The 14,837-nt window shown below is 59.8% G+C and carries 11 protein-coding genes and 2 rRNA genes; 5 read left to right on the top strand and 8 right to left on the bottom strand.

Features of this window, described 5'->3' with window-relative positions; all coding sequences use genetic code 11:
- Nucleotides 1-738: 738 nt before the first annotated feature.
- Nucleotides 739-3,315, bottom strand: coding sequence for a bifunctional lysylphosphatidylglycerol flippase/synthetase MprF (locus IDL90_RS05785; RefSeq protein ID WP_187994717.1), 2,577 nt, complete (start codon nt 3,313-3,315; stop codon nt 739-741).
- A gap of 134 nt (nt 3,316-3,449) precedes the next feature.
- Between IDL90_RS05785 and IDL90_RS05780 the strand changes: the two genes are divergently transcribed.
- A complete protein-coding gene (locus tag IDL90_RS05780) occupies nt 3,450-4,373 on the top strand; it encodes an alpha/beta fold hydrolase (RefSeq protein WP_187994716.1) in 924 nt (307 codons plus the stop codon).
- A gap of 14 nt (nt 4,374-4,387) precedes the next feature.
- On the opposite strand, the gene IDL90_RS05775 is transcribed toward IDL90_RS05780, so the two are convergent.
- Entirely contained in the window at nt 4,388-5,038 is a 651-nt protein-coding gene (locus IDL90_RS05775) for a response regulator transcription factor (protein ID WP_187994715.1), read from the bottom strand.
- Entirely contained in the window at nt 5,035-6,426 is a 1,392-nt protein-coding gene (locus tag IDL90_RS05770; RefSeq protein WP_187994714.1) for a PspC domain-containing protein, read from the bottom strand. The genes IDL90_RS05775 and IDL90_RS05770 overlap by 4 nt, the downstream gene beginning before the upstream one ends.
- A gap of 113 nt (nt 6,427-6,539) precedes the next feature.
- On the opposite strand from IDL90_RS05770, the gene IDL90_RS05765 reads away from it, so the two are divergent.
- Both IDL90_RS05765 and IDL90_RS05760 read left to right on the top strand, forming a co-directional pair.
- On the top strand, nt 6,540-7,439 hold the full coding sequence (locus tag IDL90_RS05765; protein WP_187994713.1) for a hypothetical protein: 900 nt from the start codon (nt 6,540-6,542) through the stop codon (nt 7,437-7,439).
- 2 nt (nt 7,440-7,441) lie between these two features.
- Nucleotides 7,442-7,981, top strand: coding sequence for a hypothetical protein (locus IDL90_RS05760; RefSeq protein WP_187994712.1), 540 nt, complete (start codon nt 7,442-7,444; stop codon nt 7,979-7,981).
- Between the two features lie 5 nt (nt 7,982-7,986).
- Here the strand turns inward: IDL90_RS05760 and metG are convergent, their stop codons facing one another.
- Entirely contained in the window at nt 7,987-9,843 is a 1,857-nt protein-coding gene (gene metG / locus IDL90_RS05755; protein WP_187994711.1) for a methionine--tRNA ligase, read from the bottom strand.
- Between the two features lie 106 nt (nt 9,844-9,949).
- Here metG and IDL90_RS05750 point away from each other — a divergent pair, with 106 nt between their 5' ends.
- The gene (locus IDL90_RS05750; RefSeq protein ID WP_187994710.1) at nt 9,950-10,522 is read left to right on the top strand and encodes an isochorismatase family protein; all 573 of its coding nucleotides are present in this window, start codon (nt 9,950-9,952) and stop codon (nt 10,520-10,522) included.
- A 7-nt stretch (nt 10,523-10,529) separates the two neighbouring features.
- Here the strand turns inward: IDL90_RS05750 and rsmI are convergent, their stop codons facing one another.
- Nucleotides 10,530-11,378: a 16S rRNA (cytidine(1402)-2'-O)-methyltransferase gene (gene rsmI / locus IDL90_RS05745; RefSeq protein ID WP_187994709.1), complete on the bottom strand. Its 849-nt coding sequence runs from the start codon at nt 11,376-11,378 to the stop codon at nt 10,530-10,532.
- 39 nt (nt 11,379-11,417) lie between these two features.
- Complete coding sequence (locus IDL90_RS05740; RefSeq protein ID WP_187994708.1) at nt 11,418-13,199, bottom strand: VanW family protein; 1,782 nt, start codon at nt 13,197-13,199, stop codon at nt 11,418-11,420.
- 64 nt (nt 13,200-13,263) lie between these two features.
- On the opposite strand from IDL90_RS05740, the gene hemH reads away from it, so the two are divergent.
- Complete coding sequence (hemH, locus tag IDL90_RS05735) at nt 13,264-13,947, top strand: ferrochelatase (protein ID WP_187994707.1); 684 nt, start codon at nt 13,264-13,266, stop codon at nt 13,945-13,947.
- A gap of 330 nt (nt 13,948-14,277) precedes the next feature.
- Here hemH and rrf read toward each other — a convergent pair.
- Nucleotides 14,278-14,394, bottom strand: a 5S ribosomal RNA gene (rrf, locus tag IDL90_RS05730).
- Between the two features lie 228 nt (nt 14,395-14,622).
- Nucleotides 14,623-14,837: ribosomal RNA gene (locus tag IDL90_RS05725) — 23S ribosomal RNA — on the bottom strand; the annotation flags it as partial.

Here is a 14,837-nt window from a genome sequence, read left to right as displayed (position 1 = left end):
GTTAGGCGTAGCCCGCTCCGTTATGACGTGGGGTAGCGCCAGCACCAACCTCAACAACAAGAAAACACCAGCCCGCCGACTCCAAACAGCCTGGCAGCCCGCGAACGTATACATTTCGCGGAATGCCCTGATGACCACCCCACAACCCAGGGCCACGCCAGCGGAATGCCCCACGCCTCAGCCCACCCTGCAGGAAGACCGAGCTGGTCGGTCCCCCGCAGGCTCCTCGGAGCTGCGCAGGTAGAAACGAGCACTCAACAACGCAATGAACTCGACCTGCGGGGGACCGAGGCGCCGAGACGGGACCAAGCAGTCTGATACTCCTGCGAGGTGGGCGTGCTTCACCGGGTCCGTGACCAGGTTCAGCCGAGGCCAAGTTGTAGTCACAGGATCACAGCCGGGGTCGTATCCAAGGTCGCTGGCGAAGTTCAGTCGGCACCCTCGTTGGAGCGCCTCCCCTAGCACCACGCGCCCTGGAGCGACTCGCGCCCAAATGTATATGTGGGGAACCAAACCACCTCTGGGGTACGCACCCCAGACGCACATTTCGCCCCAACGCATACATTCCGCGGAATGGCGAGGGCGAGGCCAAGGGCGACCGCGGATGGGACAGCCGAGGCCGAAGCGGGGGGAGGTGGACGAGGTGGGCGAGGCCAAGGGCGGCGGCGGCAGACAGTGGCGGCCGAGGCCGTCGGCGGCAACCCTAGCGGTAGTTGGGTCCGGTCGGCTGGGACTCCCCTACTTGTCGCGCAAGGCCTTCACCAACCGCGCCGTATCCGCAACGGTCATGTCAGGCAAATAGGCGTGACCAATAGCCAACCCAACCGTCGCGAGCGACCCCACATCCGGCATGCTCAGGTACACCGGGGTGTATGTCGGCCGGAACTTCGCCTTGAACTGCAACAGTGACCGGAAGCCGTACACCGGCTCCAAGTTCTTGCCCAAGATCTCAAGGATGAAGTCGAGGGCGGCCGACGAAGACCCCGCCTCAACGTCCTCGTCCGCCACACTATCCGCGTTCTTAGCCGGCTGAGCCTTCGCAAGCGGCGCGCCCGACAGCGACAGAATCTGGTAGTTTTCCTGCTGCGCCCACAGCGCCGCCTGAGCAATCATGTACTCCATGGCTGGACGGAAACCATCATCACGTCGTCGCATGAAGTCAAGCGTCCACCCGATGATTTTCCCTTGCTCATAGACGGGCATCCACGAGGTCGCCCCGTGCAGCTTGTCGTCCTCGTCCACCGCGAGTAGCAGCATCACATCGGGGTCATCCAGTTCATCGACCCCACCCAGGGTGAAGCCCATCTCAGGTAGTCCTTTTCCGGAGGCCCACTGCTCAGACATCGCTTCAATCTGCATGGCCAGGTCCGGCGGGCATTCCTGCCAGGTCGTCCACACCGGGCGGATCCCTTCTTTCGTCCCGCGGTTGAGCGCCGTGCGAATCCCCTGGAATGACTTCCCCTTGAAGGCGAGTCCCGGTAGTTCGAGGACGGTTTCCTCTGCCACCTGCAGTCTGGGCCAACCCCACGAGTCAGTAACCTCGGTGACCGGTCCGTGCACGGAGTAGAAAGCTGGAATCATGCCCTGGGAAGAACAGAAGTCCGCGAACTCCTTCATTACCTCTTCCAAGTCTTCAGGATGCGCCGCCGGGTCCGTCACTGTCAGGGCAACGCCCAGATCAGAACGGTAGGCCACTCCGGCCTCGTACTTTTGCGACTCCCAGAAGTCGTTGCCCTCCCACGTCGACATCCACGCCATGGTCCCGGCGTTGGTGGCGCGAACAATCTCCTTGTAACGCTCGCGCTCAGCCGCGTTCGGCAGCGCCCGCTTTCCAAAGGAAACCAAAAGAAGGACGATCGCCGCCAGCCAAGGCAGAATAGCGAGCCAGTCGGTAGCGCGCGACAGCCACATAGAATCGCTCTGGAACTGCGGGGATATCAGGTAGAGGGCAGGAACCGGCAGGAGCCTCACAAAGAAGTCCCCAACCAACCCAAACAGCGTGGCTTCCGGAGTGAATGTGTGCCGCATCGCAAGGCCCACGGCAACATAAATGACGAGGACGATGGTGGTGACCACACCCAATCGGATCCAGAACTTGGTGTATGTGCCAGCTGCTGCTTTCACCGTGAAGAGCCGGCGGTTCGCCGCCACCAGGAGCAGCAGGGTCAACGGAACCACAATCGGGATGATGAGACGGGCGGAAGGCACACCACCCTCGTTCATCCCCAGCGACTCCGCGACAGCGTCGAAGCCGCTGACCGAGGCGCGGACGACCACAAGGTGTGCGATGGCCAGCAGCGCCGATCCACCCTGAATGACCATGGTGCCCCAGAACGCAGCCCGCCGCCCGCCGCGCAAACCCCAGGTCAGCACAAGCTGTACCAGCAGCGGCAAAATGGGCAACAACCTTGCGGCGAAGCCCGTGGATCGCAGCATGTACGACATATGAGCGCATTGGGCTTCCATGCCGGCCGTGTTACAGACCTGGGCGACATCTTCCTCGTTGACGTCAAGGAGCAGATCACCTCGCAGGTTTGCCAGAGCGCCCACCATGTCCGGGGAACGCAGCGCCATCAACGTCCCAATCGTCACGCCGGCCACGATGAGCGCAATCAGTACGCGCCCTTCACGTCGCGTTCCTGTCAGGCCACGCCGGTCGCGGCTCTTCCCCCACAGAACAAAGCCAATAGCCCAGCCGATGATGCCCGCGAGCAGGGAGGCGATTGAGTCGATCGACCCTGAGAAAAGCACGGTGACGCCAAGGATGGTGAACAGGACGATCTGGATTCGCCTGCGCCACAGTGTGTCCAAACGGATGGAGACCGCCAGCGCCGTACCAACGAGAAGTCCGGTGATCCCGGAGATGTACTGGGGCGCCAATGCCTCGGCCCACTGGCGATCAACGAGGGAAATGACCTGGGCACCCCCCAGGGCCAGCGCGGTTCCCGCCCAGGCGGACCCAAGCCCCACCAGTGCGTACCACTGAGAGGTAATCTTGCGTTCCACCCACGCGCCCAGACTGAGGAGTAGAACCACATCTACAACAAGGTGAACCCAAGTCGAAGTCCACACCACGGAGGTAAAGACCGTCCACCACGGCTCACCCACCCCGCTTGCGACGTTCCACATCAGGGCATCTGAGCCAACGATCTGGGCGGCCACCCTAACAACGACCATGAGGGCCGCAAGCGCCATCGACACTGGTGCGGCCCACACCCATTTTCCGTAGCGGATAATCCATGGGCCAACCTGACTGGCCCATCCCTTCCCGTCAGGTTCAGTTGCTTCTGGATTCTGGCTAGTGTTTTCAGACACAGCGTTTCCTCCGCTAGTTGAGATCTGGGCACCCGTGTGGGGGGGCGTCTACCAGTGCATTCTATGACGGTCTCCCACATTGCCGCCGCGGGGCGGGTAGATTTGCCTGTGGACCAGTAAGGTGGGTGACGTTTTTGACTGACAGAGCAAATGCCCCCAATCCACTGCACCAGGAAGACACGGGTTCGTTCGAGGGGCGCCGCAGCGGGATGACGCTTCAAGATGGGCGCCATATTGAGTGGCAGGAGTTTGGGGCCGAGGACGGCTTCCCGATCCTCTACTTTCACGGCACCCCCGGTTCTTCTGTCGAGGGCGGGGTGTTCGAGGACGCCGCCCTAGCCAGGTCTGTTCGCATCATCGCGGTTGATCGCCCAGGCGTCGGTCGGTCCGACTTTCTTCTTGACCGGCAGGTGATCGATTGGCCGGGCGACGTCCGCCAAATCACGGACCACCTCAACCTGGTGAAGTTCTCCATTGTCGGCTGGTCGGGGGGTGGGCCATACGCGCTGGTGTGCGGACCAGAACTCCGCAAACACCTCTACCGCATTGGCCTGGTCGCCCCTCAGACTGAACGCGCGGTCCTCAACAACGACTTGGAGCGGTGGGCAAGCAGAATCTGGATGCCAGCCCTCAAGGCACTCACTCGGGTGCCACGCGTTGGTGAATCCATTTTGGAACTGTCCTTCCGACTGTCCGACAAGCACCGACAGAAGCGCCCAGACCAGCGCATCTATCGACGGGTCTTCGCACGCTCCCATCGGCACGCCCAAGAGGTCTCAAGCCGCGGGGTCGTTCACGACAACGCCGCTCTACTTACCGACTGGGGAACCACAGTCACAGAAGTGGCACGAGAACTTGAGGTACCCTCCCCTCCCCTTCCCATCACGATCTGGCAGGGCGGCCACGATACCTCCGTCGACATTGACGGAACCAGAGAGCTGGCCAAATCCCTGCCCGACTGCGAGCTGATCTTTGATCCAGACGCCACCCACTTGGGGATCCTCCTGGATCAGGCAGACGCAATCCTGGATGCAATGACCCCTAGAGCCACCAAGTAACGCACCCACCTCACCTAAACGATGTTGCGCTTCAACGCCCAGCGGGTCAGTTCGTGACGGTTCGATAGCTGCAGTTTCCGCAGAACCGCAGAAACATGAGTTTCGATGGTCTTCACAGAGAGGAAGAGGTCGGACGCGACCTCCTTGTAGGTGTAGCCACGGGCAATCAGCCGCATCACCTCTGCCTCACGGGTAGTAAGAAGATCCAGTTCGTCCTCGGCATTCGACACCGTTGACTCAGTGCCGAAGGCGTCCAGGACAAACCCCGCAAGACGGGGACTAAACGCAGCGTCTCCCGCCGCGACACGTTCCACAGATGCGATCAGTTCCGGCGTGGAAATCGACTTGGTGACGTATCCGCGAGCACCCGCCCGAATCACTGCCACAACGTCAGCTGGGACGTCCGAGACCGACAGGGCAAGGAACCGCGTCTGCGTCAGGTCTGCGCACCTTCGCGCAACCTCCGGGCCCCCTCCCCCACCCCCTCCGGGAAGATGGACATCAAGAAGGGCCACGTCCGGCTGCAACGAGTGACACGCCTCCACCGCAGAATCCACGTCCGCGGCATCCCCCACCACTTCGATTACGTCACTCTTCTCGAGTTCGGACCGGACTCCAGCCCGCACTAGAGGGTGATCATCAATCACTAGGACGCGGATCGTCATGCCGATTCTCTCTTCTCAGTTTCTGGCGCCGCTACGGGCGCCATTCCAACACTATTGTCCCGCGCCACGCTCACCCAGCGCTCATCTGCCGCTTGCGGTAGGAAGATGCGGATCTCCGTTCCGCCGACATTCTTCTTAGCTTCCGTGTCCGAGGGCGCCGTTGCAGCCTCGGGCACACTCCACGGTGAGACTTCCACCGGGGGCAGGAACCGCACCTCAACCTTGCCGCCGACCCGAGAGACCCTACCGAGGATTGAGTTGCGAAGCCCGTGACGATCGTCCGGGATGGCTGTCATGTCGAAGCCATCTCCAGCATCTTTGACAAAGATTTCGAGGTCGCCCCCTCGCGCCTCCTGGAAAACCGTAATGGGGGCAGCTCCGTGGCGCACGGCGTTCGTCATTGCCTCACCTGCCGCTGCAATTGCAGCGAGTTGCCGTGGTCCCGGCACCGTGTCCCCCACGGTGACGACATCAATCGCCACCCCGTAGGTTGCTTCAACGTCAGCAGCCTGTTCTTTGAGGGCCTCAGCAACAGACACGGCTGCCTCAACGCTTCCCGTGTAAAGCCAGGAACGCAGCTCGCGCTCTTGGGTTAGTGCAAGGGCCCGGACTCGGGCTGGATCGTCTGCGGCGCCGCGGATCAGAGTCAAGGTTTGCAGCACCGAGTCATGCAGGTGAGCCGCAATATCGGCGCGTTCCACTTCACGTGCCTCGCGGCTTCGTGACACGGTCAAGTCCTTGACCACCCTCATACCAAGGGGGGCGAGGGCGATTGTCGCAACCACTAGGACAGCCAGAGCAGCAATGAGCCCTGACCCCACGTTAACCAGTTGCCCGTTTGCCGCGAGGACGGCTACCGTCCCCACCACGACCATGAGCGTTCCGAGCACGACGAAGCCGATTGGTCGCACTGCTCGACCCGCAATGCGTGGTGCTTGCAACCACACCATGAGCAGGCCGAGAACGGTGATGATTGACCAGAAGAAAGTCGGCCCCGACGTCCCGGAGGCAATACCTATGACGGCTACGAAAGCAGCGAACAGTAAGAAAAGGGATCCCACAACCAAGAGGCGTCCCGCTGTCACCTGAGAGTCCCGGCGTTCACCCACCGCCCTCATCGGGGAGCGGAAGGCCTCTGTTGCGCTTGGCTGGCCTTCGGTGTCCAGCGAAGATTGTTCGTCTGTGGGGGTGGTGAGCCACAACCACATGTACGCGATGATGCCCGCGCCGGCAACCGCACTCAACGCACCGAATGTGGCGCGGACAGCCCCTACTGGGAACCCGTACCGGGAAGCAACTCCGGACGCTACCCCTCCAACCCAGGGTGCGTCCATGTCCGCACTGTCGGACTGCGCAAGACGCAATGGTGGTCGTTCTGTTTTTGACACGACTCCATCGTGGCAGACACGCGCCGCCCATCCCACCCCCACGGGCATTTTGAGGGGATTATCAGGGTCTTACCCCATGACAGGGGACACCGTTCGTGCGGCAAACTTGAACCATGAGCGAACAACTATCAAACCTTGCGCCGAAGGCGCGCAGTCAATCTTCAACTCTGAGCAACTCAATATCGCTGTCCGCCGTCGGCGCGATGCTCCTTATCGCCGCGGTTGGCATCCTGGTTCTGACCGGTTCTACCGGTACACGGACCGCTGGTACAGCCGTCCTCGTGTCAACCGGCCTCATCATTTTGATTGCGGGCGGCGTCCTCATTTACGCGGCGTTAAAGAACCAGAAGCCCGGATGGTTTCTACCCTTTACGATCGTTGGCGCAGTTCTGTCCTTCCCCGTCCTAATGGGGGGCGCTGCACTCGGTGCGTGGAACACGACCTGGGATTACACGACCGGCTCATCGGCGGAATACCTCGAGGAAGACTCGGACTTCGGGTGGACCGAGGACTATGACTATGAGACCGAGGACGACTTCAACTACATGGATGGTCGCGAGGTGGACCCGTCCGAAAGCAGCATTGAGGGCTACGAAGAGAACCTGCTCCTCGATTTGACGGCACTGCCTGAGGGCCAGAACCCTGACTTTGACGTGGATTTGGAGTATTCGAACCTGACTGTCCTCTTGACCTCCCAGCAGCTCCCCATGTTCCAGAAGCTCAACTTGGACGACACTTCCTATATTCAAGCGACATCACCCACCACCTTCTTGGGGAATTACGAGGTCGAGGAGGCGCTAGTCACGTGGACCGTGGACCCGGTCCCCAGCAACTACCCGTGGGATCTGGGCCGAAACGGAGCCGACGCGAGCAACGTGGTGTCCTTCCGGTTGACTTTGGATGATAGCTCCAGTGTCCACTTTGTCATTCTTGACAACCTGGCTTCTGCGTCTTCTGGTAAAGAAGCCCAATCCGGCGCAAACGAAACAGCTCAGAGCGGAGAGGGAAACTGATCATGGCTGACAACACGCAAGACACACCAACGGAGAAGTTCACAATGCCGAGCACCCAGCCGGGATCAACCCAGCCAATGCCGAACATACAACCTAGTCCGACCCAGCCGATGCCGCCTGTCCAACGCATCTTTGTCGCTCCCGATGGCAGCCGCATCGCGACATCGACGATGCCGGGGGGCGCACCGAACTACGCGGGCCCCTATGCTGCGCCAACAAACCAGTACGGCCCGGGAATGGCAGCGCCACAGGCCCCTTACAGTGCAATGCCGCAAGCGCACTATGGTGCAACAACTGTTTCCGAGGACGGCCCCCAAACGATGAACGTGGGCCTCCTGGTGTGGGGGGCAATCCTTGCCATCGTCGGCCTGATCCTTGTGTTTACCTCCATTTTTGGCGGCAACACATTCCAGGCGATCGTCGTGATTCTCTTCGCGGCGGCAGGTATTGGCTTCCTGATCCTGGCCTACCTCACCTCACAGAACAGGGGTCCCGTCGCGGCTTCTGCGAGGGCGAACCAGCCCGGATCAGAACAGAACTAACGCTTCTACCGCGAGGCGTACCGTTCCAGTTCCTCTTCAACGATGGAGGGATCCAACTTAGTGAAAACGGGGGTCGGCTTGGCGATCGGAGTACCAACTTCGACGTCATGTCGGCCCCACGTCATGTAACCGGCGTAGTCGCCAGTTATCACCGGGTAGCGGCCCGAGGCAACCTCAAGGTTTGAGTCCGGCACAACGTCCTCGGGCGTGGCGGGGGCCTCTGCAAGCAGACCGTCCTCGCCCCCTTCAGATACCCACACCAGCCGCGGCATCGGCGCGATGCGGCCCGCGCCACCCATGACCGCGTCAACTGCGTTGGCAGAGTGCGGCAAGAACGGTGCCAGCATCGTGTTCAAATCAGAAACACTCTGCGCCAGAACCCACAGAACCGTGCGCAGGCGCGGCAGCTCCTCTTCTGACTTCAGCTTGAAGGGCTGCGTGTCAGTAACGTAACGGTTGACTTCACCAACCAGGCGCATCACGGCAGCGATGGCGGCTTTCTGGTGGTGGCCTTCAATCAGCGTTCCGACCTCGTCAAAACCACTCTCAAGCGAGCCCAGCAGGTCGACGTCAATCTGCTGGAGTTCCGCTGGCTCCGGGATCTGCCCGAACCGCTTGTGAATCATCGAGGCGGTCCGGTTCACCAGGTTGCCCCACCCCGCAACCAGTTCATTGTTGGTGCGGCGCAGGAACTCTTCCCAGGTGAAGTCGGCGTCAGACGTTTCAGGACCCGCTGCACTAATGAAGTAGCGCAGCGCATCAGGCTGGTACCGCTCCAGCATGTCGCGAACGTAGATGACGATCCCACGTGAAGTGGCAAACTTTTTGCCCTCCATCGTGAGGAACTCCGAGGATACGACCTCGGTCGGCAGGTTCAACTTGCCGAACACCCCGGGGGTTCCCCCAAGCGCGCCCTCACCGTTGTAGCCCAGTAGTTCAGCGGGCCAAATCTGGGCGTGGAAGACAATGTTGTCCTTACCCATGAAGTAGTAGGTCAGCGCCTCCGGGTCGTTCCACCACTTCCGCCACGCCTCCGGATCCCCGGTGCGTTTCGCCCATTCGATCGAGGCCGAAAGGTAACCAACCACCGCATCGAACCAGACGTAGAGACGCTTCGTGGGTTGGTCTTCCCAACCGGGAACCGGGATACCCCAGTCAATGTCACGCGTCATTGCCCGAGGGCGAACCTCCTCAAGGAAGTTCTTCGCGAAACGAATGACGTTGGGACGCCAGCCTGCGGCCTCACGGCCATCGAGCCATTCACTGAGCGCAGTTGCCAGTTCAGGCAGGTTCAGGAAGTAGTGCGTCGTCTCAACAAACTCGGGGGTTTCACCATTGATTGAAGAACGCGGATCGATCAGGTCGATCGGGTCCAACTGGTTTCCACAGTTGTCGCACTGGTCCCCGCGCGCTCCCGCGTAGCCACAAAGTGGACAAGTGCCCTCAATGTAGCGGTCCGGCAGGGTCCTTCCCGTCGAGGGCGAAATGGCGGCCTGCGCCGTCTGCTCCATCATGTAACCGTTGTCGCGCACGACCTCGAACATCGACCTTGTCACCTCATGGTGGTTCGCGGTCGTCGTCCTCGTAAACAGGTCGTATGACAGGCCAAGTTTGACTAGGTCCTGCGCAATAATCAGGTTGTTCTCATCCGCCAACTGGCGCGGGGTTTTGCCCTGCTTTTCGGCCTCGACCAAAATAGGCGTACCGTGCTCATCCGTACCCGACACCATGAGCACGTCATGGCCTGACATTCGCATGTAACGAGAAAAGACATCGGAGGGGACCCCGAAACCTGCAACATGACCGATATGTCGGGGACCGTTAGCGTAGGGCCAGGCAACTGCGGAGAGAATATGACTCATATCCCTAGCCTAGTTGCGCTTCCCCTCCCAATAAAACCGAGAAGAGTCTAGGCTTGTGGACTGAGCCGGATCTAACGAACTGTGGAAGATATCTGGAGGAACTACCATGGCCCGCGCACTGATCATCGTCGACGTTCAGCCGACATTTTGTGAAGGTGGCGCACTCGCGGTTGAGGGTGGGAACGAGTGCGCGAAAAAGATTGCAAAGTACGCCATCGCACACGAGGACGACTACGACGTAATCATCACCACCCAGGACTGGCACATCGACCCAGGTGAACACTTCTCAGACGCACCGGACTTTGTCGATACTTGGCCTCCGCACGGCGTTGCTGACACTCCGGAAGCCGAACTGCACAGGTCCCTAGAGCCTGTCAGTATCGACTACCACCTGAAGAAGGGCGAGTACGAGGCCGCATACTCGGGCTTTGAAGCCGAATGCCCCAGCGGGGAGACACTGGAAGATATCCTCGCGGACGAGGGCGTTGACGACGTTGACATCGTCGGACTGGCGCTGTCACACTGCGTGCTGGAAACCGCCCTGGATGCCGCACGTATGCGTTCACTTGATCGTGTTCGTGTCCTCGTAGACCTGACGGAACCTGTTTCTCCTGAGCAGGGCGAGGCCGCGCTGGAAGAGATGGCCCGCACCCGGATCAAGCTGGTGCATAGCGCCTAGGGGACAACTAAGAGGCGTCCAACGCGGCCTTGAAGATGGCGTTGGGGCGCTGACCACTACCTTCGGCAACCTGCGAAGCCGCCTCTTTGAGGCGGATTCCATCCCGCGCTGAGAGCGCCAACGCTGCCTGGGCAAGATCAGGCAGGCTTTGTTGCGCGTGTTTAGGGGCGCCCTCGATCACCAGCGTGACTTCCCCCAACACGGGCTGGGCCTGCGCAAACTCCGCCAACTCCGCCAGGGTGCCCCGGGTGACTTGCTCGTAAGTTTTCGTCAGTTCGCGGCACAGCGCGGCTCGGCGGTCGCCGCCGAACACATCACTGAGTTGAGCAAGGGTAGCGGCGGTTCTGCGAGGGGACTCAAAGAGGATCAGGGTGCGCGGCTCCACCGTGAGATTTTCGATGTGGGACTTTAGTTCCGACGCTTTGCGGGGGAGGAAACCCTCAAAGACGAAACGGTCAGACGGTAGGCCAGAGACACTGAGTGCGGCAAGAGCCGCACTGGGACCAGGCAGTGGTGCAAGGCGCACGTCCTCGGCAGCAGCAAGGATGGCCAGTCGATAGCCGGGGTCAGACACGGTTGGGGTGCCTGCGTCACTAACGACCAGGACCGTCTGCCCCTCTTGGGCAGCAGCAATGAGTTCTGCGGCACGCTTGCTCTCAATATGCTCATGAAACGCCATGATGCGTCCCTGCGGCGCAATTCCCAGGCGTGAACAGAGGCCCTTCAACCTGCGGGTATCTTCAGCGGCGATAATGTCTGCTGTCTCCAGTTGGTGACGGAGTCGGGCAGACGCGTCATCAGTGTTCCCGATGGGAGTAGCGGCCATGTAGATGACGCCGGGGGTGGTTTCACTCATGGGAACAGTATGTCCATATCCCCACGCGGCAGGCATGCCTCAGCCACACTGCACCGCATTCACTGGTTGGTAGCGCCAGCCTCGCGAATCGGTTTTGACGAACTCACCGTCCCGGTAGAAGTGGCGGTCCACGTTGACGAAGAACCCGGGGTTGCCGGCTCCGGACGGCACACACCCTGGCCTGGTTGAGATGATCGTTGTTGGTTGGACTATATCCTGACGCGGGCCGGTTTCAGTGCGGATCTCCCACACCTTTGTGCTCCAGAATGCGACGTGTAACTGACCGTCTGCCACCCAGGATTCGATTAGCACGCCATAATCGGAATCGTTCTTGAACTTGAGGTCAATTGAAGGAACATAGATGGTTGCCTCTCTGCCCTCTGGATAACGGTTGATGTACTGAGAGTGCGGCTGGTGTTCAACGTCTTCTAGACCGGCAAAGAATGAGGCGTTGTAGACGGTTGTAGCCAGCTGGGAAAGCCCGCCACCCATCCCATCAACAACGACACCATCAATTATTACGCCTGCATTGCCGTAACCGTTCTCGGGGGTGATGGGACCAAGAGTATCGAGCAAACTGAAGGTCTCACCCGGCATCACGATTACTCCGCTGATTGCAGCGGCACCCGTGCGGAGATTGTTTGTGCGAACCTCGTCGTTGGTGAGGTTTGTTGAAAAGTCTGAGATCCTCTCAACGATTCCCAGTGCTTCAACGTCCGCCACGGTCATGTCCGCCTCTACCTGCGCTAACTCAACTTCTACAGTGCGCGTCTCGCTTTTAGATGCGGCTAGGACCCCGGATTCTAGCGTCTCTGCATTGATTTCGGTTCCCAGGGCATCGGGGGTGATTTGCGGGGCGCCCTCGGAAATCTGCACAGTCGCGTTAACTGGGGCCTGTTCAAGTTCGGGAATCTGAGCACGCAGATCCTCACTAAGCATCTTCCCATCCAGAATCAGCTCCAAGGTCGACCCCTGAGCGACAAAACTGGCCGCTGCGGCCAGGGAGGGCGGAGCCAACTGGGCCGAGGTTTCCCCAACTACGGCGGTAATGGGAGCTTCAACCAGAGGTGTGGCGTCCTCGGTCAAAGCCCGCTCGACCTCGGCGTCATCGATGGCGGGTTCAACGGAAATCACGGGTAACGCTAATGGTCTGGGTTCGGTGAGCCACTGCTCGCCAATCTTCGTGACGGCTCCGTCGACATCAACTTCAAGGCCCGGCTCCGCAGGCGTGGGGTGGGGCAGTGCATCAACAAAGCTGATTCCACCATCAACCGGCGCAATAGCGAAGCTTTCTGCCATCCCTTCAAGGGTGGTTGTCAGTAGTTCACGATCAACCTGACTGACAGGAGCGGCATCATGGCCACCAACAACATGGCTCCACATGCGAGCCGGCGAAAGCGTGAACCCGGTGAGATGTGCGACGGTGGCATCCGCATCGAATATGAGGCCAGCTCGCGCGGGGTCAAGTTCACCTTCTACACCCACTGCGACAACGGTCATGGGCTTGGAAGTGAGATCGGCGAGTGAGGATTCCAGAGTCTCTTCAGCGGCTACTGACGACATACCGCCGACCGCCACACCGGCAACAGTGGTTCCGCGCGGCACCCGGTCAGAAAGGAGCCACGCCGCTCCTACGTACGTGATTAAGAGTGCTGCAACGACACCGGCCGTGACAATCGCATTCGGCTTCCCGGACATGCGTTTTCGCGGTGCGGCAATCGGGGTTTTATCAGGGGATCCGGGATCGGGCCCGACAAGATCGGGCACCGCGGGATCGGGTGCTGCGGGATTGTGCCCTGCAGGGTCTGAGGTTTTCTCCACAGGTCTAACCGTAGTGCTTTTGCACCCCTCAGCAGATGTGAGCCGAGCCGCTTGCCAAGCTAAAATGGGTGGCTCGGTGCAGAGCGGCCTCCAGCGCCTGCACGATGATGGGTTCCGGAAGGTTCTGGTCGTACCTCTTTACCCTCAGTACGCGGCCTCAACGACGGCGTCGATTACTGACGAGGTCGCACGGTGGATGCTCAGAAGTCGCGATCAGTTTGCCGTGCGAATCGCTCGCTCGTTTCCTACGGATCCAAAGTACATTGATGCTCTGGCCTCTGCTTTGGAGAATCGCTGGGAATCCATGGGCAGGCCCAACTTCGCCGAAAGAGACCGCCTAGTACTGTCTTTTCATGGCATTCCTGTCGCGATGGCGGAGGGCGGAGACCCTTATCCGCAGGAGTGTGAGGCAACGACTGCAGCATTGCAACGGCGCCTAGCCATCCCTGATGGCGGTGTGGTGAGGGCGTACCAATCTAAGTTTGGCCCGGCCCCGTGGCTGACTCCCGCCACAATCGACACGGTCACGGCGCTTGGAGCACTAGGGACAGATCGGGTCGATGTGATCTGCCCGGGTTTTGTCAGTGACTGCTTAGAGACGTTGGAGGAAATCGATGAACTCAATCGTGCTGCCTACGAGGACGCAGGTGGCGGCGAGTTCAACTACGTGCCTTGGGGGGACAACTCCGCCCCCTGGTTGCAGGCCTTGGCAGCGTTGGTGAGGGCCGATCTGGCGGGCTGGGCTTAAACCAAGCTCATCATAAAAGAAGTTGTAGGTGGTGTTTCAATCCTCCGGTGTGGAGAAGGCTGCGGTGGATGTGGGTTTGGAGGCTTCTGAATCCTAGGGCGATGCCGCGGCGGTGGGACTGCTGCACACTTTGGTGTCAGGTTGGTCAGGCAGCCTGTGTGGGGTGCCTGCCCCAAGCAAACATTTCGCCCCCACGTATACATTTCGGGGTGGCGGTCATTGCTGGTGGCGTGAACTTTTTTGTTGGCCGCCCAGGTTTTGATGGTTGCTGGTTAAACAAGTGGTGCCCCTGAACTTGTGTTGGTTCAGGGGCACTACATTGTTGTTGATTTGCGGGGGGGTGCTATTTTCCCGCACCCTATGGAGTGGAGTATCTTCGCCGCTACAAGGCTTAGCTTCCAGGTTCGGAATGGAACTGGGCGTTTCCCTTGTGCTATGCCCCCCGCAAAACTTGTTGTTCATACACTACCCACCCACCGGCTGCTAGTAGCAGCCCGGTAACTTGTGGGTGTTTTGTTGTTGGTGTGGCAACCCCAGGCTGATTCGTTATGCCTTTGGGGTTATCACTATTCTTTGTGTGTGGATTATTAGTGAATTTGCATAGTGATTGCTTGCAAATCTGAATGATTGTGTGGGTTGTTTGCTTATGCTCGTAACACTTTGTTTTGTGTTGTGTTTGTTTGTAGTGTCGGCCGATTAGTACCAGTTAGCTTTAGAACACCTTACGATGCTTCCACTCCTGGCCTATCTACCCCATAGTCTTTAGGGGGCCTTCACACCCAAATGGGTGTTGGAAACCTAATCTCAGAGATGGCTTCCCGCTTAGATGCTTTCAGCGGTTATCCAACCCGAACGTAGCCAACCAGCGGTGCCCCTGGCGGGACAACTGG

The organism is Schaalia sp. JY-X159 (genome assembly GCF_014525425.1).
In the GTDB taxonomy this organism is placed as follows: Bacteria; Actinomycetota; Actinomycetes; order Actinomycetales; family Actinomycetaceae; genus Scrofimicrobium.
This window is presented reverse-complemented; position numbering and strand designations above follow the sequence as displayed.